The sequence below is a fragment of the Stappia sp. BW2 genome, from assembly GCF_008107695.1.
Classification (GTDB): Bacteria; Pseudomonadota; Alphaproteobacteria; order Rhizobiales; family Stappiaceae; genus Roseibium.
The window spans coordinates 1-23,413 of record NZ_VIRG01000036.1; the positions used below are offsets into that span (position 1 = coordinate 1).

The window sequence follows — 23,413 nt, forward strand, 5'->3', positions numbered from 1 at the left end:
TTTTTTGTTATTCGCACAACGGCATCCAGGTTCTTAAACTCACAAGGACACCGATAGCTGGACTCCAGTCCCACACAAACAAGCAAAAACTCACAGCGAATCCTTGTCGGTCGGAGCTCACGGCGCATGTCCAACGTAAACTCGCGAAAAATTGGCTAAACAAACAAAGGCCCACAGGAATCAACCAGCGGGCCATTTGGGTGTTGATGGGCCGAAAAGCTAAGTCGTCTCACCAAGGACTTGAAAGAGTGTCGCCACCATTTGGTCGATCATCTCGTCTTCAACGATCAACGGTGGGGAAAGGGCGATGATGTCGCCGGTTACTCGGATCAGGAGGCCAGCTTCGAAGCATTTGACGAAAACTTCGTAGGCGCGCTGTCCGGGGGCGTCGTCACGGGATTCCAGTTCGATTCCGGCGATAACGCCTATGGTTCGGATGTCCTTGACGTGTTTTGCGTCTTTGAGGCTGTGCATCCGGTCTTCCCAGGTGCCGGAAATCGCGGCGCCACGGGTCAAGAGACCTTGCTTTTCATAGATTTCGAGCGTTGCGAGGCCGGCGGCGCAGGCGGTGGGATGGCCCGAGTAGGTGTAGCCGTGGAAGAGTTCGATTGTTTCTTCCGTACCGCCCATGAAGGCCTCATGGATGGCATCCTGGGCGAACACCGCCCCCATGGGGATGACGCCGTTGGTGAGACCCTTGGCCGTGGTGAAGAGATCTGGTTTCACACCGAAAAAGTCGGACGCGAAGGGGGCACCAAGGCGGCCGAAGCCGGTGATGACCTCGTCAAAGATCAGCAGAATGCCGTGACGGTCGCAGATGGCGCGCAGTCGTTCCAGATACCCTTTGGGCGGGATAAGCACGCCAGTGGAACCGGCAACCGGTTCGACAATGACCGCAGCGATTGTTTCCGCCCCATGAAGCGCGACGATCCGTTCCAGGTCGTCTGCAAGATGCGCGCCCCAGGCTGGCTGCCCCTTGCTGAAACTGTTGTGTTCGGGGGCATGGGTGTGCGGCAGGTGGTCGACCCCGGTCAGGAGGGACCCGAAGTGGCGGCGGTTGTTGACGATACCGCCGACGGAAATACCGCCGAAGCCCACGCCATGATAGCCGCGTTCCCGCCCAATCAGCCGCGTGCGGGACGCATCGCCCCGGGCCCGGTGATAGGCGAGCGCCATCTTCAATGCCGTGTCGACGGATTCGGATCCGGATCCGGTGAAGAACACGTGGTTGAACCCCTCCGGAGCGACCTGTTTCAGGCGCTCGGCAAATTCGAAAGCGATCGGATGGCCCATCTGGAAGGACGGCGCGTAGTCCAGTTCGGACAGCTGGCGGGCGACCGCATTGGTGATCTCTTCATGGCCGTGCCCGGCGTTGCAGCACCACAGGCCGGCAGTGCCGTCGAGAATGCTGCGGCTATCGTCGCTGCGGTAATGCATGCCCTTGGCGGACACCAGCATGCGCGGTGCCTGTTTGAACTGACGGTTCGCGGTAAAGGGCATCCAATAGGCGTCGAGCGCCTGGTTGGACCGAAAGTCTGTGTCGCTGCTGACGATGTTCATATACGCCTCCTTGGTCGGTCGCACTAGAAAGCACCGATTGTGAAGCGACGAACAGTCTGTTTCTTCTCTATATCAAGCCCTTGAAAAAACGGTGCTTCAGTGGGAAAGTGTTTACGATGGTAAACACACTAAACACCGATGACTTCTCACGTGATGTCGGATTGCGCCTAAGAGCGCTCCGTGCAGCACACGGATATTCGCAGCGGGAGTTGGCCAAACGGGCCGGTGTTACCAATGGCTTCATCTCCCAGATCGAGGCAGCCAAGATCAACACGTCCCTCAGTGCGTTGAAACGTGTTCTGGACGGGATACCCATCGGCCTGTCGGAGTTCTTCGCCTATGAACCGGAGCGGCAGGAGCAGGTGTTTTTCGGCGTGGACGAACTGACCGAAATCGGCAAGGGCAACATTTCCTACAAGCAGGTTGGCAACAGCCTGTTCGGTCACGACTTGCAGATGCTTTATGAGGTGTATGAGCCGGGCGCGGATACGGGGCGGGTCATGCTTAGCCACGAGGGCGAGGAGGCCGGTTTCGTCATCGAGGGCCGGCTTGAGGTCACCGTTGGCGAGCAGAGAAAGATCCTCGGTCCGGGGGATGCCTATCTCTTCAGGAGCACGACCCCGCATAGGTTCAAGGCGCTCCGGAACGAGCGGTGCGTCGTCGTCAGCGCCTGCACTCCACCGACGTTCTGAACCGAACTCTAGAACAGGCCAAGTTTCTTCGAATTGGCCTTCCATTGCACTAGTCGGTCAGCGGAAACCGTCTCGTTGGCCCTGGCGGCCACATCGACCATCAGGCTGAGCGCCGCCACAATGCCGATGATCGATTCCAGAAAAAGTCCCGTTCGGGAGGGGGCGTAGATGGCCGCGTCCGCGATCTCCCGGCTCCAGTGGCAATACTCGTCCGAGACAACGATGACCGACCGGCCTTGGCTTTTCGCCAGCCGGGCAAGCTTCACGGATTCTGACGCATAGGGAACGACATCCACCAGTATGAGGCAACTGGAGGCGGCGCTTTCTGGGCTTTGGTCGAGCCATTCTCCCAGCATGCTGTCGTGAGCGGACAGGAAATGGACATTCTTCCGCGCGAGTGCCAGCCGGCGGGCGAAGTCCTCGACCGTTCCACGGACCGACTGAAATCCTGTGGCGAAAATCGTCTCTGCGTCCGACAGCAGCCGGGTGACTTCATCCCAATTACTGCCCTGGGTCTGGTTGAACACATTGGTCAGGCCCTGCACCTCGGCCTCCAGTGTCTTGACGAACCGGACCGGAATGTCACCATCGGTGACGATGGAGGCGGTGGTGACGGAATAATGGTCGCGCAGAAGCTGCTTCAGCCCTTTCATCCCGTCGCACCCGAGACGGCGCAGCAACCGGCCCACTGTAACCTCGGAGACGCCGGCTTTTTCCGCGAGCGACTTGCCGGTTTCCAGCCCCAGAGATGAAATATTCAGACTGACAAATTGGGCAAGCCGGGCTTCCTGCTTGGGAAGCTTCGGCGTTTCATCCTGCAAGCGCTTGAGGAATTCATCGAATTTCGCTTGCGGGAAGGACGAGAAACCGGCTTCCATGTCAGCTCCCAAAATGACAGAAAAATAACATTTGACAGAAATGTCATAATTCAATCTCCTTTTGGACGCAAGCCCGTTCACCTCCCAGAAACGTGGCAGCAAACCAGAGGGTTCCATGACTAACAACACGCTGAAGAGAGTTGCCAAGGCAACACTTGCGGCAGCGGCACTGGTGGCTGTTGCCAGTGCTGCACAGGCCGAAGAAGAACTAAATCTCTACAACTGGGGCGACTACATCAATCCGCAGGTCCTGGCCAAATTCACCGAGGAGACAGGGATCAAGGTCAACCTGGATACCTACGGCTCCAACGAGGAAATGCTGGCGAAAATCCAGGCGGGCGCCACCGGCTACGATATCGTGTTCCCATCGGTCCACATGCACGACATCATGTTCCAGCTCGGCCTTCTGGAAAAGACAGACATCGGCAGCGACCCGGCTTTCAAGAACATCGATCCGCAGTTCATCCGCGCGAAGACCGATCCGGATGCAGAATATTGCCTGCCCTATGCCTGGGGAACCGTCGGCATCGTCTACAACAAGAAAAAGGTCGCCGAGATGACCGGCTGGGAAGACTTCTTTGCCCTGGCCGACAAGGGCGAGAAGATCATCCTGCTGGACGATCTGCGTGAGACGATTGGCATCGGTCACATCATGAAGGGCACGTCGGTCAATTCCACCGACGAAGACGAAATCAAGGCCGCCGCCGATTACATTCTGGAGCGCAAGAAGAACGTCACCGCCTTTACCTACGACAGCATTCCGCTGGTCCAGTCGGGCGATGTGGCGGCGGCCCATTGGTATGTCGGTGCGAATATCTTCGTGCAGCAGGCGCCGGATGTGCTTGCCTACGTCATCCCGAAGGAAGGCGCGACCATGTACCAGGAGGACATCTGCGTCCTCGCCAGTGCTCCGAACAAGGAAAACGCCAAGAAGTTCCTGCAGTTCTATCTTCAGCCGGAAATTGCCGCGCTGAACGTGCAGCAGCAAATGAACGGCACGCCCAACCTGCCGGCCCGGGAGCTTCTGCCGCCGGAAATCGCCAACAATGAAAGCATCTACCCACCTCAGGACGTGATGGAAAAGCTGCAGATCTTCGTGGACCTCGGCCGCGACCTGCAGCTTTACAACAGCGAATGGACACGCATCAAAACGGCTCAATGACGCCGGATGCGGATGATCGTCACGAAAAGACTGCGCGGCCATGGGCCGCGCACGTTGCTTGACGTTCCGAGGGGGTAGAATGCAAGGAATTTTAAGGATCGAAAACGCCTCCAAGAGCTTTCAGGCTCCCGAAGGCGGCGTTATTCGTGCACTGGACAACGTGTCCCTTACGGTGGCTCACAACGAGTTTCTGACGCTGCTTGGGCCATCGGGCTGCGGCAAGACCACGTTGCTGAGGGCAGTCAGCGGGTTCGAGGATCTCGACAGCGGCGAGATCTACATAGATGGCCAGCCTGTGTCGGATCAGCCGGCGCACAAGCGGCCGGTCAACACCGTCTTTCAAAGATATGCCCTGTTCCCGCATCTGACGGTGGAACGGAACGTGGCCTACAGTCTCGAAGTGCGAGGCATCGCCAAAGCGGAGATCAGGGAGCGTGTCGGCAACATGCTCGAGCTTGTCGGCCTTGCCGGTATGGGCGCCCGCAAGATCGGCCAGCTTTCCGGCGGGCAGCAACAGCGGGTGGCGCTGGCAAGGTCACTGGTTGCCCAGCCGAAAATTCTGCTGCTGGACGAACCTCTGTCGGCCCTCGACAAGAACCTGCGCCACAAGATGCAGCAGGAATTGAAAATCCTGCAGCACGAACTCGGCATCTCCTTCATTTTCGTGACCCACGATCAGGAAGAAGCGCTGGTGATGTCGGACCGGATCGCGGTGTTGAACGGTGGCACCATCCAGCAGCTTGACGCCCCCGAGGAGCTGTACCGCCGCCCCGGGAACGAGTTTGTCGCCCGATTCATCGGGGAGAGCAATCTTCTGGATGCCACGGTGGTTTCGGTTGAGGGCGCAAGCTGCGATGTCGTCCTGACCGACGGCACGGTCATACGCGATTGCCCGGTGAACGGCCTGAAGCAGGGCGATCCGGCAAAGGTGCTGATCCGGCCGGAAAACCTCGTCGAGAGCGTTGGGCAAAGCAGTGCTGACGAGCGGGCTGGGCACGAGATCTCGGGCACGGTCAGCGAGAGTTTCTTCGCCGGAACCGACTATCATCTTGTCCTGGCGTGCCAGGGGCTGCCGCCCGTCCGGGCGTCGCTTCGGGCAGGGCCTGGCACGTCGCATCACACGATCGGCGAACAGACCTCGCTGTTCGTACCGCATGATGCCGTGCACCTAATTCCGGAACGGGGAGCGCCGGCATGAGCAAGGCGCGCCGCACATTGGAAAACAGGCGCAGGTTGACGCTGTTCGGCCTGCTGCTGCCGCCGTCCGCCTTCCTCGCGATTTTCTTCCTCGGGCCGCTCGCCATCATGATCGTCTATTCCTGGCTCACGCCGGGACTTTACGGCGGCGTTGAATGGAAGTTCTTTCACCTGAACTACGGGCGCATTCTGGGCTGGGCAGACACCAAATACGAACGCTTCGATCCGGTCTATTTCGAGATCTTCCTGCGTTCGGTGAAGCTCGCCGCAACGACTGTTCTCCTCAGCCTCATCCTTTGTTATCCGGTCGCCTTCTGGGTGTCGCGCATGCCGGAGAAACGCAAGAACCTGGTTATCTTCCTGATCACGCTGCCGTTTTTCATCAGCCTGATCGTACGCCTGTTCGCCTGGGTCCTGATCCTGCGGCCGACCGGTTTCTTCAATCAGGCGCTGATGGGGCTTGGGCTGATCGATGAGCCGCTGGAAATCATCTTCACCGGAACTGCGGTCGTCATCGGCATGGTCTATGTATTCGTGCCGTTCATGTTCCTGCCGCTTTATGCCAGCATCGAAAAGCTGGACCTCAGCCTGATCGAAGCCTCGCAGGACCTGGGCGCCAACCGGATTCAGACGTTCTTTCGCGTCATCCTGCCGATGACCCTGCCGGGCATCGTCGGGGGTTCGATCATCGTTTTCATCCCGAGCCTCGGCAACTTCATCGGGCCATCGCTTCTGGGCGGGGCAAAGGTAGTCATGATCGGCAACCTGATCGAGCAGCAATTCCTTTCGGCGCGCAACTGGCCCTTCGGAGCGGCGCTCGGAATGATGGTCATGGCCGCCGTGCTGGTCCTGCTGCTCTACTACATCCGCATCGTCACACGTGAAGAGCGGCAGGCGGACGGGCCGAACGTGGCAGAGGAGGTCGCGGCATGAGGCGCAAGATGTCCTGGCGAAACCTGTTCCTGTCGGTCTACGGATGGCTGTTTCTGGTCTTCATCTATGTGCCGATCCTGTTGATCACGGTGTTCTCGTTCAACTCCAACCCGGTCAACATGATGATCTGGCAGGGGTTCACCTTCGACTGGTACAGGACGATCTTCGGCTTCCCGACGGAGCTGAACGAGCTGACGCTATATGTGGAATCCACGGACCAGCTCTATCACGCGGTTCTGAACAGCCTGACGGTGGCCCTGATCACCACGGCGGTGTCGACGGTGCTCGGCACGTCGGTCGCGCTGGCGGTTGCCCGCTTCAGGTTTCGTCTCAAGAACTTTTACCGGGCCTTGATGTTCATGCCGATGATCATGCCCGACATCATCCTCGGCATCGCGCTGCTGATCTTCTTCGTGTCCTTCGGCTTCGGGCTGGGTCTGCACACGATCATCATCGGCCACTGCACTTTCCTCAGCAGCTATGTGTTCATCGTGGTCAGCGCGCGCATCTCGGATATGGACGACAGTCTGGAAGAGGCGTCGGCGGATCTGGGGGCGGACGGCTGGACGACGTTCAAACGGGTGACCCTGCCGTTGATCGCACCAGGGGTTATCGGCGGCGCCATGCTCGCCTTCATCATCTCGATGGACGATCTGGTGATCACCTATTTCATCTCCGGCGTCGATTCCACCACGCTGCCCGTGCACATCTACGGGATGCTGCGCAGGGGCATCAAACCGGAAATCAATGCTATCGCCACGGTCATGCTGGCGTTCTCCTTCATCATCGCCTCCGTAGGCCTCTACATGCGGTCCCGCAAGAAATGACGCAGAAACTCAAGTCCAAACGTGCCCGCGATCTGGGGCTGCCCTTGCCGGGCACGCCGGGTCCGCATAACGCGATTACCGATGTTGAAGGTGTGCTCGTCGGCTACGAGACGCTGTCCTCACGCAAGACACCCGCGCTGGAGACCAACGGCCTTCCGGTGCAGACCGGCGTAACGGCAATCCTGCCCCGGGGCCGTTTGTCGACACCGCGTCCCGTGTGGGCAGGGCTGCATGCGCTGAATGGCAATGGTGAAATGACCGGCAGCCACTGGATCAAGGACGCGGGCTATTTCACCGGCCCGATCCTGATCACCAACACGCACAGCGTGGGCGCCGTGCATGAGGCCGCCGTGCGCTGGATGGTCGATACCTACCGCGATGCCTGGCAGAACAATCATCTGTGGGCCATGCCGGTTGTTGCGGAAACCTATGACGGTGTCCTGAACGATATCAACGGCCTGCATGTGCGGCCGGAACACGCGGCAAAAGCCCTTGAAAATGCAACATCAGAGCCTCCCGCCGAAGGCAATGTCGGCGGCGGTGCGGGCATGATCTGTTACGAGTTCAAGGGTGGAACCGGCACCGCCTCGCGGCGTGTCGAAGCGGGTGGAAAAACCCATACGCTCGGTGTTCTTGTGCAGGCAAACCACGGTGTTCGGCCATGGCTCAAGGTGCTGGGACAGCCGGTAGGCGAGAAAATGACGGAGAACCGGATACCCGGCTTTAATGCGGAGCGAGGGTCGATCATCGTCATCATCGCAACGGATCTGCCGCTGCTGCCGTGCCAGCTTGACCGCCTGGCCCGCCGCGCGACGATTGGCATTGGCCGGGGCGGCACACCCGGCGGCAACAATTCCGGCGACATCTTCCTTGCCTTCAGCACCGCCAATGAAATGGATTTGCCGCAGCTCAGCGGACCGTGGAAATCCATGGTGTCCCTGAACGACGATCTGCTCGATCCGGTCTATATGGCCGCTGTGGAAGCGGTCGAGGAGGCTGTCCTCAACGCCATGCTGGCGGCTGAAGACACGCCGACGGCTCGTCCATCCGGGTCGGTTTGCCGGGCGATCGACGCGGAAGCCCTCAAGAAGCTTCTCGCATAGCTCAGACAAGAACCCACCGGTGCCAATGCCTGCAAGGCACCGGCGGGTTGATTTCTGTCTTTATCGGCCGATGGCGTAGGCCTGCATCAGGCGCGGTGTTGCCGCTGCCTTCAGAACGCCGTCTGCGCTGCGTTTGGCAGCGGTCAGCCGCCCGATGGTCCAGTTGCCGGAAACCTCCACCGAATGCCCGCGGGTCCGAAGCAGATTGATCGTCTCGGCGCTGAAATTGCCTTCGGCCATCACGTGCCCCGGCTGGCGCTGGCGCGGGTGGAAGGAGGTCGGGAAATGGGTGGTGTGGAACAGCGGCAGGTCGATGGCTTCCTGCAGGTTGAGACCGTGATGCACAAGCCGCAGGAACAGGGAGAGCTGCCACTGGTCCTGCTGGTCGCCGCCGGGTGTACCGAACACCATCGTCGGGCGGCCTTCATGGAAGGCGAGGCTCGGTGTCAGCGTGGTGCGCGGACGTTTGCCGGGTGCCAGGCTTGTGGGCAGACCGTCTTCCAGCCAGAACATCTGCGCCCGTGAATTCAGGCAGAAGCCAAGTGAGGGTATGATCGGCGAGGACTGCAGCCAGCCGCCGGACGGGGTTGCGGCAACCATGTTGCCCCAACGGTCGATGATGTCGAGATGAACCGTGTCGCCCCGCCGCTCGGAAAGATGCGCCATCGTCGGTTCGTAAATACCTGTGTTGGCTATCCCGGCGCGTTCGATCACGGCCATGTTGGCCGCCACCTGGTCCTCGAAGCCCGGAAGGACGCCGGGGCGCAGGTCGAAGGAGGCGGTATCGGAAATCAGCTTGCGCCGCGCGTCGTTATAATCGTCCGACAACAGCGCGCTCATCGGAACGTCAACAAAGGCCGGGTCGCCGTAATAGACCTCGCGGTCCGCATAGGCGAGCTTCATGGCTTCCGTCACATGGTGGACGAAGTCAGCCCCGGCCGGATCCATCGCCCCGATGTCGAAGCCTTTCAACAGAGCCAGCGCCTGCAGCAGCACGGGTCCCTGTCCCCACGGGCCGGTCTTGGCAACGGTCCAGTCGTGATAGTCGCTCAACAGCGGATCTTCGTAAGTCGCGCTCCAGTTCGCCAGGTCGTCGGCGGTCAGGACACCCTTGTGTTTGGAGCCCGAGCCATCCATCACCTCGGTCTTTTCCAGGAAGGCGGCGATCTCTTCGGCAATGAAGCCGCGGTAGAAACAGTCGCGTGCCGCGTCGATCTGCGCCTCGCGTCCACTTTGGCTTTCCGCGTCGCTCAAAAGCCGCGTCCAGGTTTGCGCGAGAACCGGGTTCTTGAACATCTCGCCGGCTTCCGGCACGTTTCCGCCCGGCACCCAGGTCTCGAAGGACGTCGGCCACTCGGTCTGGAAAAAGTCCTTCAACCCGCCGATGGTCGCCGCGGCACCCGGCAGCATCGGCTGGCCGTTTTCAGCGTAGTAGATCGCAGGCTCCAGCACATCGCGCAGGCTCAAGGTGCCATGGTCGCGCAGCATCAGCATCCAGCCGTCGAAAGCGCCCGGAATGACGGTCGACAGCAGGCCGTTGCCCGGAATGAGATCCAGGCCTTCCGCCTTGTAATGCTCGATTGTGGCTCCCGCCGGGGCAGGGCCCTGGCCGCAGACGACCTTGGTTTCGCCGGTACCGGCCTTGTGAAAGATCACCGGCAGATCGCCGGCCGGACCGTTCAGATGCGGTTCCAGAACCTGCAGCACAAGTCCGGTCGCAACGGCGGCATCGAAGGCATTGCCGCCTTTTTCCAGGATGCTCATGCCGACGGCGCTTGCGATCCAGTGAGTGGAGGTGACGACACCGAAGGTGCCGGTGATTTCGGGGCGGGTGGTAAAAGTCGGCATGAGTTACTCTTTGGGTTTTAAAAAACGGATCAGCTCTCGCGCGGGTCGAGGGCATCGCGCAGGCCATCGCCCAGCAGGTTGAAACCGAGAACGACCAGAAAGATCGCCGCACCCGGCCACCAGGCCATCCAGGGTGCCTGGGTCATGAAGTTCTTGGCGACGTTCAGCATGGAGCCCCAGCTTGGGGCGGGGGCTTGCTGACCGAGGCCGAGGAAGGAAAGGCTTGCTTCGGCGATGATCGCGGTCGCGACCGTCAGCGTCGCCTGAACCAGAACCGGTGCGAACACGTTGGGCAGGATGTAGCGGGACATGATCGCAACATGGCTGAGCCCGATGGCCCGGGCCCCTTCGACATAGTCTTCCGTCTTGACCGACAGCACCTGTCCGCGTGTCAGACGCACGAAGATCGGCATGGCCGAAAGCCCGATGGCAATCATGGCGTTGGTCAGGCTCGGCCCCAGAAAGGCGGCAAGCGCGATGGCCAGAATGAGGAAGGGCGTTGCAAGCAGTGCATCTGTGACCCGGGAGATCGCCTGATCGGTCCAGCCGCCGAAGTAACCCGACAGAAGACCGAAGGGTACGCCGATCAAGACAGCGATCAACACCGACACGACACCGGCCATCAGCGAGGCCTGAGCCCCCCAGATCATGCGCGAGAGGATATCCCGGCCAATCTCGTCGGTGCCAAGCCAGTGGGCGGCGGACGGCGCCTTGCGCACCGCGCCCCAGTCGGTTGCGAGCGGATCCGCAATGGGCAGCACGGGCGCGGCGACGGCAATGCCGATGAAAAAGGCGACGATGATGAAACCGAAAAGCGCGCTCTTGTTGGCCTTCAGCTTTTTCCAGGCGCGGCTTTCGAGGCGGATTGTTTCCTCGGCCGGATCTGCGGCGGTGGTCACGGCGCTCACAGGCTGCTCCTCATACGCGGGTTGAGAAGGAAATAGAGGACGTCGGCGATCAGGTTCATCAGGATGAAACCGGCGGCCGTGCACATGACGACACCCTGCACGACAGCGTAGTCACGGGTGAAAACGGCATCCACGATAAGCTTGCCGAAGCCGGGGATGGTGAAGATCTGTTCCGTCAGCACCGCGCCGGCGAGCAATTCGCCGAAGAGCAGGGCGCTAAGGGTTACGATAGGCAGCAGGGCGTTGCGGAAGGCGTGTTTCAGGATGACCACGTTTTCCAGAAGGCCCTTGGCGCGGGCCGTGCGGACATAATCGGCCTTCAGCACGCCCAGCATTGCCGAGCGCGTGTGGCGCATCAAGGTGGCGGCCAGCGCCGTGCCCAGCACAAAGGCGGGCATGATCATCGTCTGGAGTGACTTCAGCGGATCGACGAAGGGCGATTCATAGCCTGACGCCGGCAGCCATCCCAATTGGACGGAGACCAGCATGATCAGCATGATACCAAGCCAGAAATTCGGGATGGACAGACCGGACAGCGCCACGAAATTGGCGATGTAGTCGATGGCGGTGCCCTTGCGCACCGCGGACAGGATGCCGGCGGGAATGCCGATCGCAAACGCGATGATCATTGCCATCACGGCAAGCTGGATCGTGACCGGCAGCTTGTCGGCAATGAGCTCCGTCACCGGCAGATTGGTTCGCAGCGAAATGCCGAGGTCGCCCTGCAGCATGGCCTTCATCCAGTAGAAATACTGGTAGATGATCGGGTCGTTGAGCCGGTATTTCTCGCGAATGAACTCCAGCACAGCCGGATCGCGTTCTTCACCGGCAAGCACGAGTGCCGGGTCGCCGGGCAGCAGTTTCTGCAGCACGAAGACGAAGATCGAGACCAGAATGAGCGTAGGGATGGCGATGACCAGCCGGCGCGCGATGTAGGACAGCATTCGGGCAAAATCCGTTTAAGACGGGGCCCGGCCTGCGCCGGGTCCCGTCATCGGTGGGGTTACTTGAACTTGACGTTCTCGAGGCGGATCATGCCGTCCGGATAGGCGGTGAAGCCGTCCAGCTTGCCGGACAGCGCCCAGATCCAGGTCGGGTGGTAGAGATAGATGATCGGCAGTTCCTTGATCAGAATATCCCGTGCCTCGTCATATTTTGCCTTGCGCGTGGCGGTGTCGTTGCTCTGCCGTGCTTCGTCCAGCAGCTTGTCGACTTCGGGAATGCAGACCTTGGAATCGTTGATCCCGCCCTTGCAGGTCATGAACTGGTGGATGTTGCCGTCCGGATCGACACGGCCCGACCAGCCCACCTGGCTTGCCTGGTAGTTGCCGGCAGACTGATCCGCCAGCAGGCTGGCGAATTCCATCGACTTCAGTTTGACGTTGAAACCGGCTTCCGCCGCCATCGACTGAACAACCTGCATCATCTGGGTCTGCACAGGGTTGTTGGCTACCTGCACCTCGACATCGAGGCTGTCATAGCCGGCTTCCTTGAGCAGGGCCTTTGCCTTTTCGACATCACGGGCCGGGACGGGATAGTCCTTGTCAAACCAGGGGCTTGTCGGCGGGAACGGCTGATTGCCGGGGGCAAACGCACCTTCGAAGACAACCTGGTTGATCGCGTCACGGTCGAGCGAGAGGCTGAAGGCCTGACGGATCTTCGGGTCGTTGCCGAAGGGGTTGTCACCCTTTTCGCCGTTGTTGATGTTCACCGTGATGCCCTGGTAGCCCAGGCTGACGGCTTCGGCGAAGCCGAGGGAGTCGTCGCCCTTGACCGAGGCAACGTCAGTTGCCGCGAGGCGTTCCAGCATGTCGATGTCGCCGGAGCGCAGGTTGGCAAGACGCACGGTGGTGTCGGGGATCGGCAGGAAGGTCACCGTGTCGAAGTTGATGGCGTCCTTGTTCCAGTAGTCATCGAACTTGGACAGGACGATCCGGTCCTGCTGGACACGCTCGACAAACTTGAAGGGGCCGGAGCAGACCGGATTGTTGCCGAAGTCGGCACCGGCTGCCTCGGCGGCGGTCGGCGACAGCATCATGCCCGCGCGGTCGGCAAACTGGGCGAGCAGCGTCGCGTCCGGTGCAGTCAAGGTGAACTTGACCTGAAGCGGGCCGGAAACCTCCACGCTTTCGATGGACTTGACCTCGCTCTTGCGGCGGCTTTCCGGCAGGTTCTTCGAGCGTTCGATGTTGGCCTTCACGGCTTCCGCGTCAAAGGGGGTGCCATCGTGGAAGGTCACGCCTTCGCGCAGGTCCATGGTCAGGACCTTGCCGTCGTCGGACCAGCTCCAGCCGGTGGCCAGCTGCGGGATGGTTTCCAGATCCGGAGTGATGTCGACCAGCTTGTCGCACAGCGACGTGTAGACGATACGGCCGACAAAGGTCCGGGACTGATCGGGATCCAGCACATCGGCGTCGTCCTGCAGGCCGATGCGAAGATCGGCGGCGTGGGCGGCCGTTGCCAGGGTTGTTGCGCTGAGCAGCAGCGCGGCAAGGAAATGCTTACGCATGTTGGTTCTCCTATCGAAAGGGCTCGATTTAAGGTCTTGTGGCCGTCGTTGGCTCTTGTTGTTGGCTACGGGTTCGGAACAGCGCGAAGCGCTTTTCCGCATTGGGGCTCCTTGGCGGTTCCTGAACCGGGGACTGGTCAGCGTCCGCGATTTTTTCCCAGTGATGGCAGGCAACGGTTCTGTCTCCTGCAATGGTTGCAGGTGCCGGTTTTTCCTGGCTGCAAAGATCGGTTGCATGCGGACAGCGCGGATGAAAGCGGCAGCCCGAGGGAGGATCGAGCGGTGAGGGCACGTCTCCCGAAAGGGCGGCTTTCATCGACCTGCCGTGCGGCGAGGCAATCGGGATCGCGCGCATCAGGGCCTGTGTGTAGGGATGCAGAGGCTTGTCGAACAGCGCGTCATTGGGGGCCAGCTCGACGATTTCACCCAGATACATGACCGCCACCCGGTCGCTCATGTGGCGGATAACCGCCAGGTCGTGGGCAATCAGGATCAGCGTCAGGTCGAATTCCGACTTCAGGTCTTCCAGAAGATTGATGACCTGGGCCTGCACCGAAACATCCAGCGCCGAGACGGGTTCATCGCCGACGATCACCTTGGGGCCGCTGGCCAGCGCTCGGGCGATGCCGATGCGCTGACGCTGGCCGCCGGAAAACTCGTGCGGATAGCGATTGGCGAAGGCGGGACGAAGCCCGACCCTGTTCAGGAGTTCAGCGACCTTCTGCCGGCGTTCGGCACGCGAAAGCGTCGTGTGGACCTTCATCGGTTCCTCGATCAGCGCACCGACGCTCATGCGTGGATTGAGCGAGGAGAACGGGTCCTGGAAAATGAATTGCAGATCCTTCCGCAAGTGGCGCATTTCCTGTTCGGAAAGGGCGGATATGTCGTTGCCGTCATAAAGAACTGCGCCGTCCGAAGGGGTCAGCAGGCGGACCAGAAGGCGGGCCAGCGTGGACTTGCCACAACCGCTTTCCCCGACGATGGAGAAGGTTTCTCCGCGCTTGATGTCCAGCGACACGCCATTGACGGCACTGACCGAGGTTGCCGGTTTGAACAGGCTCTTGCGGCCGCCGAACCTCTTGGTGACGGCGCGTGTCTCGATGATCTTGTCCCGGGTTGTCAGGCTCATCCTGCAGCCTCCGCAAATGCGCTTTCCAGCGGTGCATAGTGACAGGCCGCCTCGTGGGCGGGGCCGAGTTCGACAAGCGGCGGTACGCTGTCGCAACGGGCTCCTGCAAAGGGACAACGAGGCGAGAACCGGCATCCATTCGGCATGTTGTCGATGGTGGGAACCATGCCGCCGATGGTTGCCAGCTTGCCGGAGCGCGGGCCGACCGACGGGACGGAGCTCATCAGGCCGATGGTGTAGGGGTGCTGCGGATCGTCGAAAATCGCAGAAACCGGGCCGTCCTCCACCGCACGTCCGGCGTACATTACACACACGCGGTCGGCGATTTCGGCAACGACACCCAGATCGTGCGTGATCATGATCAATGCCGTTCCGCTCTCCTTCTGCAGGTCCTCGATCAGGTCGATGATCTGGGCCTGAATGGTGACGTCGAGAGCGGTGGTGGGCTCGTCGGCAATCAGCAGGACCGGATCGTTGGCAAGCGCCATGGCGATCATCACCCGCTGGCGCATGCCGCCCGAAAGCTCATGCGGGTAATCGTCCAGCCGGCTGGAAGCAGCCGGGATCTTCACCCGTTCCAGCATTTCCTGCGCCCGTGCGCGGGCTTCGGCCCGGCTCACCGGGCGATGACGCAGCACAATTTCCGCAATCTGGTCGCCGATCCGGTAAGACGGATTGAGCGAGGTCATCGGCTCCTGGAAGATCATGGAAATGCGGTCGCCGCGCAGGTCTGCCAGAGCCCGTTGCGGCAGCGCCAGCAGATCCTGTCCGCCAAAGGTGGCCGTTCCGGACATGACTCTGGCAACGCCCTTCGGCAGCAGGCCCATCAGCGACAAGGCTGTAACCGACTTGCCGCACCCGCTCTCTCCGACGATGCACAGGGTTTCCCCCGGACGGACGGCAAAGGACAGACCATCGACGATATTGGCCGGAGCGCCCTTGAAACGGAGCGAGAGGTCCTGAACCTCCAGGACCGGGGCGCTCGACGGAGCTTCAGTCGGCATCGGCCGCCTCGCTTGCACTCTGGAACAGGAGACGCTCTTGCAGCGCCAGCAGGTGGGCACGCATGGTTTTTTCCGCAGTGATGGGGTCCCGGTTGGCAATGGCTGCGATGATGTCGACATGCTGCGACCGGTAGAGCGTCAGGGCATCGTCGGTTCTCAGCGCTTCGCGCACGTGGCGCCAGGCGGTATCCTGCCGAACCCGGTCAACGACATCGAACAGGGCCAGGAACAGGGTGTTGCGGGCAGCCCGTGCGATGGCCCGGTGCAGGGCACTGTCCCACAGTTCGCGGCTGTCCATGTCTTCCGCCTTGCCGACGCGGTCGGCGAGGTCGCTCATGGCAGCGATATCGGAAGGGGCTGCCCGCAGGGCCGCCAGACGGGCCAGCACGGGCTCTATCTGCAGCCGGACTTCCATCACCTCGAGCATGTTGGAGTTTTCGTGCAGCGACAGGATCTGTTTTTCCGGTTGGGCCGGTTCACTGCCGATAAAGGTCCCCGCGCCCTGCCGGCGCCAGATCTTGCCCTCGGTTTCCAGCACCTCCAACGCGCGGCGCACTGCCCTTCGGCCAACGCCGATGGTTTCGGACAGCTCGCGCTCGGTGGGAAGCTGCTCCGCCCCCTCCGCCGTGAGCTGGTCCACGATGATGCGAAGGCGTTCCAGAGCCATGCTGGAGTTACGCTGCGAAGGTTTCTCGGTGCCGCTCATGCCATACCAATACGAACCAATTTGAATTGGTCACATTATTGGCGCGATATTTTTCGCGATGCAAGCCGGACTTTTTGCCGTGACAGGTCTGATGTCAGCTTGGGCCCATTCCTGGAGAGGCCGGAAATTGCAAGGGTTCCGTGAGATGAAAATCAAATAAGTATCTGTAAAATAAATGAAAAAATAACAGACAGTGATGGCATCGGCACCTTTGCCAAGCAATGCCTCGAAGCTTCTGCCTGAAATTTGTGCTAGGGAACAAATTTTAATCGGTTCCGCGACTTTCGTCGGGTTATCTCCTTTCGTGAAACTTTGTGCTCTCCATACAGTCTGAAGGGGTCGATTGTTGCTCGTTTGGGTGGCGAATTTGTCATTCTTTTCAAGAGAAGGAGCGGATTTTGAAGCGTTGACTCTCGTTTGGCGTATGCGTCAAAATTGGTTCACCTGAGGCTGCTTGCCGCTGCAGTCGCTTGTGGCGAAATTTTATGCGTGGCTGATGTTTGAGCTTTGCGGCGATTGACAAGAATTTTTTCTTCGGCAATCCTGATCTCGAAATAGCGGCAATCGTTCAGCCGCACGGCAATTGCGCCCCGATCTGTCGCAGGTAGTCACCTGCGGGTCGGGGTTTTTTTATGTTCAGCCCCCACGGTTCACATCGTTCGGCTGAAGGGCAGGGTAATACATGGCCTTTGGTGAAATACCGGTTGGCGTTCTGTTTTCGAAATCCGGTTCCTATGCCGCGATCGGGCAGGAAGGCTATTGGGGCGCCCGGATCGCCATTGACGAAATAAATGCGTCCGGCCTGTTCGATTTCCGCTTCCTGCGTGTGGATGGAGACCCCAGGGGATCTACCGAAAACTACGCCGTGGAAGCCGAACGAATGATGCGCGAGGCCGGTTGCCGGCATATCGTCGGCACCCAGACCTCGTCCTCCCGCAAGGAAGTGCTGCCGGTGATGGAGCGTGGCCGCGGGCTGCTCTGGTACACCACGCCTTACGAAGGCTTCGAAAGCCATGACCGCGTGGTCTATACCGGCGCCTGCCCGAACCAGGGCGTGGTCCCGCTTTTCCGCCACATCGTTCCGGAATCCGGCCGCCGGGCGTTCCTGCTCGGGTCCAACTACATCTGGGGCTGGGAAACCAACCGCATCGCCCGCGAGCTTCTGGCCGGATGCAACGGCGACGTTCTGGGCGAACGCTATGTTGCCATCGGCGACGAGAACATCGACCATCTGATTGTTGAAATCCGCGAAAAACGCCCGGATTTCATCTTCAACAATCTGATCGGTGAAAGCAGCTACGCCTTCCTGCGCGCCATGAAACGGCTTGCGAAGGAAGATCCCGCCTTTGCGCCGAACCGCTGCCCGATCCTCAGCTGCAATCTGACCGAAGCCGAACTGCCCATCCTAGGGGCGGCTGCGGAAGGGCTTGTGTCCACCTCGACCTATTTCGAGACGCTGGACACACCGGAAAACGAGGATTTCCTCAGCCGTCTGGAAGGCCTGCGCGGACCGGAGGCGTCGATCTCGTCCATGTTCGTCGGCCCATATGAGGCTGTCTGGCTGCTTGCCCGCGCCATCGAGGCCTGCGGCTCGGATGCACCGGATCATGTTCTGTCGGAATTGTGCCGCCGGCCGCATCGCACGCCGTTGCGCGACATCCGCATCGATCCGCAAACGCAGCACGCCTATCTGCAGCCGCTGATCGCAGTGGTGGAAACCACCGGTCCGGAGCGGCTTCGTTCCCGGTTCAGGATCATCGAAAAGACGTCCGGGCCGTTGGCTCCGGACCCCTATCTCGTTCACTATGATCCGCTGGAAAGCGGCGCCGGGGCCTCCGGGGACGCACCGGTTCCGGACAACGGCAATGCGCCGGGATTGAGGCTGGTGTCGTCATGAGCAGCCTGTTCCGCACCCCCAGTTTCCGCGGTTGGTCCGCAATGGTCCTGCACAAGCCCCATTCCGACAGGGATGCCGTCTGCCGCCAGCTGGACCGTCTGGGCATCGCGACGTCTACCGCCTGGCCGGAACTTCCGGAAGACGCCCGGCGGGCCGATCTGGTGATCTTCGAGGCCGATGCAGGCCACGACGCCCAGTTTCCCTGGCCGGTGGAAGAGCACCCGATGCCGATGATCGCGCTGATGGGCAGCGAGGCTCCGGGCCGCGTCGAATGGGCCATCCGGCGCGGTGCCATTGCTCATCTGAGCAAGCCCATCGCATCGAGCGGCGTTTACGGGGCGCTCGTCGTGGCCACGCGAACCTTTGCCATGCGCCGAGCATCGGAAGACAGGATCGCGAAACTGGAAGCCCGCCTCGCCTGTCGGCCTCAGGTGGCCGAAGCCATCATCCTGCTCATGCAGCACCAGGGGGGCGACGCTGAAACCGCCTACAAGCTGCTGCAGGACATGGCGATGGCAAGCCGGCAAACCATGGAAGACGTCGCGCTCGATCTGCTGGCGCGCTCAGGAGGGCAGAATGCCGGCCGACGTGAAGCCTGAAGCAATGCCGGATACCGTGCAAGCTGCCGCAACCGAAACGCCCAAAGGCGTCTGGCGCCGTCTCCTGCAAAGGAAACTGGCCGTAGTCGCTCTGGTTCTGGTCGGCGTGATTGTTGGCGCCGCTGTCTTCGCCCCCTTTGTCGCGCCTTACGATCCGGCGGAACAGTTCTTCGAAGGCCTGACCCTGGAAGGCGCGCCCTTGCCACCGAACGAAACCTTCTGGTTGGGCACCGATCTGCTCGGGCGGGATCTTCTGTCACGTCTGATCTACGGCGCGCAAACCTCGCTGATTATCGGGATCGTCGCCAATGGGATCGCCGTTGCGGTGGGGGCCTTTGTCGGCATTCTCGCCGGTTTTTTCCGGGGCTGGGTGGGAACGGTGCTGATGCGCTTCACCGATCTGATGATGGCCTTCCCGGCGCTGCTGCTCGCGATCACGCTGGCGGCGCTGTTCCGGCCCTCGCTCTGGATCGTTGCCATGGTGATCGCCATGGTCAACTGGGTACAGATGGCGCGTGTCGTCTACACCGAAACCAGATCACTGTCGGAGCGGGAATTCATCCTGGCCGAGCGAGCTATGGGCGCGGGTCTCTTCCGCATTTTGTTCCGGCACATCCTGCCGCATCTTCTGTCGACCATCGTCGTTTTCGGCACGCTGGGCATCTCGACGACCGTGCTTCTGGAAGCAACGCTCAGCTATCTCGGCATCGGCGTTCAGCCGCCGACACCCTCCTGGGGCAATATCATCTACGAGAACCAGACCTATTTCACCTCGGCCCCCTGGCTGGTGTTCTTCCCGGGTGTCGCCATCATCGCGCTGGCGCTGGGCTTCAACCTGCTGGGCGATGCGCTGCGTGAGGTGCTTGATCCGACACAGAAGGGGAGGCACTGATCATGGGCGGTTATATTCTGCGCCGGGTGGTCCAGTCGGTGCTGATCCTCATCGGCATCACCTTCCTGACCTTCGTCCTGCTCTATCTGATCCCGGCCGATCCGGCCCGTCAGATCGCGGGCCGCAGCGCCACCGCGCAGACGGTCGAGAACATCCGCGAGCAGCTTGGCCTCAATCTGCCGTTCTATCAGCAGTATTTCCGTTATCTCACCGGGTTGCTGCAGGGCGATCTCGGCCGGTCCTACCTGCAGAAGACGGAAGTCGGCGCGCTCATCTGGTCGCGCCTGCCGGCAACGCTTCTTCTCATGGTTGGCGCCATCGTCTGCGAACTGGTTATCGGACTTACCATGGGGCTCGTCGCAGCCCTGCGCCGGAATACGGCGACAGATACGAGCCTCATGGTCCTTTCCTTTGTCGGGGTGTCCTCACCCCAGTTCGTGATCGGCATCCTGCTGCTCTATGTCTTTTCGGTGCAGCTCGGCTGGTTCCCCATCGGCGGCTACGGCACCTTCATGCACATGGTGCTGCCGTCGCTGACCCTCGGGTTCCTGGGCGCCGGCTGGTATTCGCGCATGATGCGCTCATCCATGATCGACGTGCTGCGCCAGGACTTCATCCGCACCGCCCGTGCCAAGGGCCTGAAACGCTGGCAGGTTCTGTTCGGCCACGCTCTTCCCAACGCGCTGCTTCCGATCGTCGCCATGATCGGGATCGATATCGGCCTCTTCATGAGCGGCATCGTTGTGGTTGAAAGCGTGTTCGGCTGGCCCGGCATCGGCCAGCTCGCCTGGCAGGCCATCCAGAGGGTCGACATTCCCATCATCATGGGCGTCACGCTCGTATCCGCATTCGCGATCGTTGCCGGCAATTTCCTCGCCGACCTGATCGCCCCCCTGATTGATCCGAGGATCAAGCTGCGCTGACGCGCGGCAATGGCCGGAAACCGTCACCAGAGCGGCCCGGCACATCACCGTAAGAACCGGAGGTTGGACTATGAAGAAGACAGTATTGGCAGGGGTTGCCGCCCTTCTTGCCGCCACCGCCCTGACATCGGCATCCGCTCTGGCGGACGATATCAAGCAAGGCGGATCGATGATCGTCACCTACAAGGACGACGTCTCCACGCTTGACCCGGCCATCGGCTACGACTGGCAGAACTGGTCGATGATCAAGAGCCTGTTCGACGGCCTGATGGATTATGAGCCCGGCACCACCAACCTGATGAAGGACCTTGCCGAGGACTATACGATTTCCGACGACGGCACGGTTTTCACCTTCAAGCTGCGCGAGGGCGTCAAGTTTCACAACGGCCGTGAAATGACCGCGGAAGACGTGAAATACTCGCTCGATCGTGTCACCAACCCGGCCACCCAGAGCCCGGGCGCGGGCTTCTTCGGCTCCATCAAGGGATATGATGCCGTAGCGGCCGGAGATGCCACCAGCCTGGAAGGCGTCACTGTCGTCGATCCCTACACGGTCAAGATCGAGCTGTCCCGCCCGGACGCGACCTTCCTGCACGTGATGGCCATCAACTTCTCGTCCATCGTGCCGAAAGAGGCTGTGGAAGAATGGGGTGCCGACTTCGGCAAGCATCCGGTTGGCACCGGCGCATTCTCGCTGGATGAATGGACACTTGGCCAGCGTCTGGTGTTCAAGCGCAACGAGGATTACTGGCGCGCAGGCGTGCCCAAGCTCGACGAAATCACCTTCGAGGTCGGGCAGGAGCCCGTGGTTGCGCTTCTTCGTCTGCAGCGCGGCGAAGCCGACATTCCGGGTGACGGCATTCCGCCGGCGAAGTTCCTGGAAGTGACCAAGGACCCGCAATACAAGGACCTGATCATCGAAGGCGGCCAGCTGCACACCGGCTATGTCACCATGAACGTGAAGATGCCGCCTTTCGACAAGCTGGAAGTACGCAAGGCCGTCAACATGGCGATCAACAAGGATCGCGTCGTGCGCATCATCAACGGGCGCGCCGTGCCGGCCAACCAGCCGCTGCCGCCGAGCATGCCGGGATATGACGACGAGTACACCGGCTATCCCTACGATCCGGAAGCCGCCAAGGCGCTTCTGGCCGAGGCCGGGTTCCCCGATGGGTTCGAGACCGAACTCTATGTCTACAACACCGACCCGAACCCGCGCATCGCCCAGTCCATCCAGGCCGACCTTGCCGCAATCGGCATCAAGGCCGACATCAAGGCACTGGCCCAGGCCAATGTGATTGCAGCCGGCGGCGAACCCGATCAGGCACCGATGATCTGGTCCGGCGGCATGGCCTGGATCGCCGATTTCCCGGATCCGTCCAACTTCTACGGCCCGATCCTGGGCTGTGCCGGCGCGGTCAAGGGTGGCTGGAACTGGTCCTGGTACTGCAACGAAGAGCTGGACAAGCAGGCAACAGCTGCTGATAGCATGACCGATCCGGCACAGAAGGCCGAGCGCGAGGAAGCCTGGCGCAAGATCTTCATTTCGGTAATGGACGATGCGGCCTGGGCGCCGGTCTTCCACGAGCAGCGTTTCACGATGCGGTCCGAGCGGCTGGGTGGCCCCGACGCCATCTTCGTCGATCCGGTCCACATTCCCGTCAACTACGACTACGTTTGGGCGAAAGATGTGCAGTAACTGCAAGGCCGCATACACGATCCACGCGGCACAACACCATTTCGGTTGGGACAATACCAATACCCCAGCCGAGACGGTGGCACCAGGCACGGTGCTGGAATTCGAATGTCTCGACAGTTCAGCCGGGCAGTTGACGCCCGAAAGCACTGTTGCGGATGTCTCGACGCTGGATTTCGGCAAGATCAATCCGGTCAACGGTCCCATCTACGTGGATGGGGCCGAGCCGGGAGACGCACTGGTGGTCAAGATCCACGAGTTCAAGCCGTCCGGTTTCGGCTGGACCGCCAACATTCCGGGCTTCGGCCTTTTGGCGGATCAGTTCAAGGACCCGGCCCTGCATGTCTGGTCCTATGACAAGGACAAGCTGGGCACGTCGGCCTTTGCTCCGTTCGGGAAAGTGCCGCTGAAGCCGTTTGCCGGCACCATCGGTGTCGCGCCGGCGGAAGCAGGTCTTCATTCCATCGTTCCGCCCCGGCGGGTCGGTGGCAACCTGGACATTCGCGACCTTGCCGCCGGAACGACGCTCTACCTGCCGGTGGAAGTTGCCGGAGCCCTGTTCTCCATCGGCGACACCCATGCGGCGCAGGGCGATGGCGAGGTCTGCGGAACCGCTATCGAAAGCCCAATGAACACGGTGGTTGAACTGGACCTGATCAAGGGCGCCAACCTCAGCATGCCGCGGTTCGAAACCCCGGGCCCGGTGACCCGCCATCTCGACGAGATGGGCTACGAGGTCACCACCGGTATCGGCACCGATCTGTTCGAGGGCGCTCAGGCGGCCGTGTCCAACATGATCGATCTCCTGTGCGCCCGTCACGGCTACAGCGCGGTCGATGCTTACATGCTGTGCTCGGTCTGCGGCGATCTCAGGATTTCGGAAATCGTGGACATGCCCAACTGGGTGGTCTCGTTCTACTTCCCGAAAGTCGTTCTCCAGTAATGCAGTC

General features: G+C 60.9%; 21 protein-coding genes. 12 read left to right on the forward strand and 9 right to left on the reverse strand.

Annotated elements, in window-relative coordinates; translation table 11 throughout:
- Positions 1-219: 219 nt before the first annotated feature.
- Positions 220-1,560 (reverse strand): omega-aminotransferase AptA, encoded by a 1,341-nt coding sequence (gene aptA / locus FMN63_RS00300; protein WP_148581955.1) that lies wholly within the window; start codon positions 1,558-1,560, stop codon positions 220-222.
- A 116-nt stretch (positions 1,561-1,676) separates the two neighbouring features.
- On the opposite strand from aptA, the gene FMN63_RS00305 reads away from it, so the two are divergent.
- Positions 1,677-2,252, forward strand: coding sequence for a cupin domain-containing protein (locus FMN63_RS00305; RefSeq protein ID WP_148581956.1), 576 nt, complete (start codon positions 1,677-1,679; stop codon positions 2,250-2,252).
- 8 nt (positions 2,253-2,260) lie between these two features.
- On the opposite strand, the gene FMN63_RS00310 is transcribed toward FMN63_RS00305, so the two are convergent.
- Positions 2,261-3,130, reverse strand: a complete 870-nt coding sequence (locus FMN63_RS00310; protein WP_148581957.1) for a MurR/RpiR family transcriptional regulator — start codon at positions 3,128-3,130, stop codon at positions 2,261-2,263.
- Between the two features lie 115 nt (positions 3,131-3,245).
- On the opposite strand from FMN63_RS00310, the gene FMN63_RS00315 reads away from it, so the two are divergent.
- The 5 genes from FMN63_RS00315 (at position 3,246) to FMN63_RS00335 (ending at position 8,352) form a co-directional block, all read left to right on the forward strand.
- The gene (locus FMN63_RS00315; protein WP_148581958.1) at positions 3,246-4,292 is read left to right on the forward strand and encodes an ABC transporter substrate-binding protein; all 1,047 of its coding nucleotides are present in this window, start codon (positions 3,246-3,248) and stop codon (positions 4,290-4,292) included.
- Positions 4,293-4,371: 79 nt separating this feature from the next.
- The gene (locus FMN63_RS00320) at positions 4,372-5,490 is read left to right on the forward strand and encodes an ABC transporter ATP-binding protein (RefSeq protein WP_148581959.1); all 1,119 of its coding nucleotides are present in this window, start codon (positions 4,372-4,374) and stop codon (positions 5,488-5,490) included.
- Positions 5,487-6,422: an ABC transporter permease gene (locus tag FMN63_RS00325; protein ID WP_148581960.1), complete on the forward strand. Its 936-nt coding sequence runs from the start codon at positions 5,487-5,489 to the stop codon at positions 6,420-6,422. Before FMN63_RS00320 ends, FMN63_RS00325 begins: the two co-directional genes overlap by 4 nt.
- Entirely contained in the window at positions 6,419-7,249 is an 831-nt protein-coding gene (locus FMN63_RS00330) for an ABC transporter permease (protein WP_148581961.1), read from the forward strand. The genes FMN63_RS00325 and FMN63_RS00330 overlap by 4 nt, the downstream gene beginning before the upstream one ends.
- Complete coding sequence (locus FMN63_RS00335) at positions 7,246-8,352, forward strand: DmpA family aminopeptidase (protein ID WP_148581962.1); 1,107 nt, start codon at positions 7,246-7,248, stop codon at positions 8,350-8,352. The genes FMN63_RS00330 and FMN63_RS00335 overlap by 4 nt, the downstream gene beginning before the upstream one ends.
- A gap of 60 nt (positions 8,353-8,412) precedes the next feature.
- On the opposite strand, the gene FMN63_RS00340 is transcribed toward FMN63_RS00335, so the two are convergent.
- The 7 genes from FMN63_RS00340 to FMN63_RS00370 are packed head-to-tail and all read right to left on the reverse strand — an operon-like array spanning position 8,413 to position 16,456.
- Entirely contained in the window at positions 8,413-10,200 is a 1,788-nt protein-coding gene (locus FMN63_RS00340; RefSeq protein WP_148581963.1) for a gamma-glutamyltransferase family protein, read from the reverse strand.
- 29 nt (positions 10,201-10,229) lie between these two features.
- The gene (locus FMN63_RS00345; RefSeq protein ID WP_148582373.1) at positions 10,230-11,099 is read right to left on the reverse strand and encodes an ABC transporter permease; all 870 of its coding nucleotides are present in this window, start codon (positions 11,097-11,099) and stop codon (positions 10,230-10,232) included.
- 5 nt (positions 11,100-11,104) lie between these two features.
- Positions 11,105-12,052: an ABC transporter permease gene (locus FMN63_RS00350; protein ID WP_148581964.1), complete on the reverse strand. Its 948-nt coding sequence runs from the start codon at positions 12,050-12,052 to the stop codon at positions 11,105-11,107.
- Between the two features lie 59 nt (positions 12,053-12,111).
- Complete coding sequence (locus FMN63_RS00355; protein ID WP_148581965.1) at positions 12,112-13,617, reverse strand: ABC transporter substrate-binding protein; 1,506 nt, start codon at positions 13,615-13,617, stop codon at positions 12,112-12,114.
- A 28-nt stretch (positions 13,618-13,645) separates the two neighbouring features.
- On the reverse strand, positions 13,646-14,746 hold the full coding sequence (locus tag FMN63_RS00360; protein ID WP_148581966.1) for an ABC transporter ATP-binding protein: 1,101 nt from the start codon (positions 14,744-14,746) through the stop codon (positions 13,646-13,648).
- Entirely contained in the window at positions 14,743-15,750 is a 1,008-nt protein-coding gene (locus FMN63_RS00365; RefSeq protein WP_148581967.1) for an ABC transporter ATP-binding protein, read from the reverse strand. Before FMN63_RS00365 ends, FMN63_RS00360 begins: the two co-directional genes overlap by 4 nt.
- The gene (locus FMN63_RS00370) at positions 15,740-16,456 is read right to left on the reverse strand and encodes a FadR/GntR family transcriptional regulator (RefSeq protein WP_148581968.1); all 717 of its coding nucleotides are present in this window, start codon (positions 16,454-16,456) and stop codon (positions 15,740-15,742) included. The genes FMN63_RS00365 and FMN63_RS00370 overlap by 11 nt, the downstream gene beginning before the upstream one ends.
- A gap of 682 nt (positions 16,457-17,138) precedes the next feature.
- Here FMN63_RS00370 and FMN63_RS00375 point away from each other — a divergent pair.
- The 6 genes from FMN63_RS00375 (at position 17,139) to FMN63_RS00400 (ending at position 23,406) form a co-directional block, all read left to right on the forward strand.
- On the forward strand, positions 17,139-18,353 hold the full coding sequence (locus FMN63_RS00375; RefSeq protein WP_148581969.1) for a transporter substrate-binding domain-containing protein: 1,215 nt from the start codon (positions 17,139-17,141) through the stop codon (positions 18,351-18,353).
- Positions 18,350-18,952: an ANTAR domain-containing response regulator gene (locus FMN63_RS00380; RefSeq protein ID WP_148581970.1), complete on the forward strand. Its 603-nt coding sequence runs from the start codon at positions 18,350-18,352 to the stop codon at positions 18,950-18,952. The genes FMN63_RS00375 and FMN63_RS00380 overlap by 4 nt, the downstream gene beginning before the upstream one ends.
- 4 nt (positions 18,953-18,956) lie before the next feature.
- Complete coding sequence (locus tag FMN63_RS00385) at positions 18,957-19,844, forward strand: ABC transporter permease (RefSeq protein ID WP_148582374.1); 888 nt, start codon at positions 18,957-18,959, stop codon at positions 19,842-19,844.
- A gap of 2 nt (positions 19,845-19,846) precedes the next feature.
- Positions 19,847-20,767: an ABC transporter permease gene (locus FMN63_RS00390; RefSeq protein ID WP_148581971.1), complete on the forward strand. Its 921-nt coding sequence runs from the start codon at positions 19,847-19,849 to the stop codon at positions 20,765-20,767.
- 70 nt (positions 20,768-20,837) lie between these two features.
- Positions 20,838-22,466: an ABC transporter substrate-binding protein gene (locus FMN63_RS00395; protein WP_148581972.1), complete on the forward strand. Its 1,629-nt coding sequence runs from the start codon at positions 20,838-20,840 to the stop codon at positions 22,464-22,466.
- Positions 22,456-23,406: an acetamidase/formamidase family protein gene (locus FMN63_RS00400; RefSeq protein ID WP_148581973.1), complete on the forward strand. Its 951-nt coding sequence runs from the start codon at positions 22,456-22,458 to the stop codon at positions 23,404-23,406. The genes FMN63_RS00395 and FMN63_RS00400 overlap by 11 nt, the downstream gene beginning before the upstream one ends.
- Positions 23,407-23,413: the final 7 nt, after the last annotated feature.

Bases quoted from the DNA above. Each gene is read 5' to 3' on its own strand.
- aptA (WP_148581955.1), bottom strand. From the start codon at position 1,560: ATGAACATCGTCAGCAGCGACACAGACTTTCGGTCCAACCAGGCGCTC.
- FMN63_RS00305 (WP_148581956.1), top strand. From the start codon at position 1,677: ATGGTAAACACACTAAACACCGATGACTTCTCACGTGATGTCGGATTG.
- FMN63_RS00310 (WP_148581957.1), bottom strand. From the start codon at position 3,130: ATGGAAGCCGGTTTCTCGTCCTTCCCGCAAGCGAAATTCGATGAATTC.
- FMN63_RS00315 (WP_148581958.1), top strand. From the start codon at position 3,246: ATGACTAACAACACGCTGAAGAGAGTTGCCAAGGCAACACTTGCGGCA.
- FMN63_RS00320 (WP_148581959.1), top strand. From the start codon at position 4,372: ATGCAAGGAATTTTAAGGATCGAAAACGCCTCCAAGAGCTTTCAGGCT.
- FMN63_RS00325 (WP_148581960.1), top strand. From the start codon at position 5,487: ATGAGCAAGGCGCGCCGCACATTGGAAAACAGGCGCAGGTTGACGCTG.
- FMN63_RS00330 (WP_148581961.1), top strand. From the start codon at position 6,419: ATGAGGCGCAAGATGTCCTGGCGAAACCTGTTCCTGTCGGTCTACGGA.
- FMN63_RS00335 (WP_148581962.1), top strand. From the start codon at position 7,246: ATGACGCAGAAACTCAAGTCCAAACGTGCCCGCGATCTGGGGCTGCCC.
- FMN63_RS00340 (WP_148581963.1), bottom strand. From the start codon at position 10,200: ATGCCGACTTTTACCACCCGCCCCGAAATCACCGGCACCTTCGGTGTC.
- FMN63_RS00350 (WP_148581964.1), bottom strand. From the start codon at position 12,052: ATGCTGTCCTACATCGCGCGCCGGCTGGTCATCGCCATCCCTACGCTC.
- FMN63_RS00355 (WP_148581965.1), bottom strand. From the start codon at position 13,617: ATGCGTAAGCATTTCCTTGCCGCGCTGCTGCTCAGCGCAACAACCCTG.
- FMN63_RS00360 (WP_148581966.1), bottom strand. From the start codon at position 14,746: ATGAGCCTGACAACCCGGGACAAGATCATCGAGACACGCGCCGTCACC.
- FMN63_RS00365 (WP_148581967.1), bottom strand. From the start codon at position 15,750: ATGCCGACTGAAGCTCCGTCGAGCGCCCCGGTCCTGGAGGTTCAGGAC.
- FMN63_RS00370 (WP_148581968.1), bottom strand. From the start codon at position 16,456: ATGAGCGGCACCGAGAAACCTTCGCAGCGTAACTCCAGCATGGCTCTG.
- FMN63_RS00375 (WP_148581969.1), top strand. From the start codon at position 17,139: ATGGCCTTTGGTGAAATACCGGTTGGCGTTCTGTTTTCGAAATCCGGT.
- FMN63_RS00380 (WP_148581970.1), top strand. From the start codon at position 18,350: ATGAGCAGCCTGTTCCGCACCCCCAGTTTCCGCGGTTGGTCCGCAATG.
- FMN63_RS00385 (WP_148582374.1), top strand. From the start codon at position 18,957: ATGCCGGATACCGTGCAAGCTGCCGCAACCGAAACGCCCAAAGGCGTC.
- FMN63_RS00390 (WP_148581971.1), top strand. From the start codon at position 19,847: ATGGGCGGTTATATTCTGCGCCGGGTGGTCCAGTCGGTGCTGATCCTC.
- FMN63_RS00395 (WP_148581972.1), top strand. From the start codon at position 20,838: ATGAAGAAGACAGTATTGGCAGGGGTTGCCGCCCTTCTTGCCGCCACC.
- FMN63_RS00400 (WP_148581973.1), top strand. From the start codon at position 22,456: ATGTGCAGTAACTGCAAGGCCGCATACACGATCCACGCGGCACAACAC.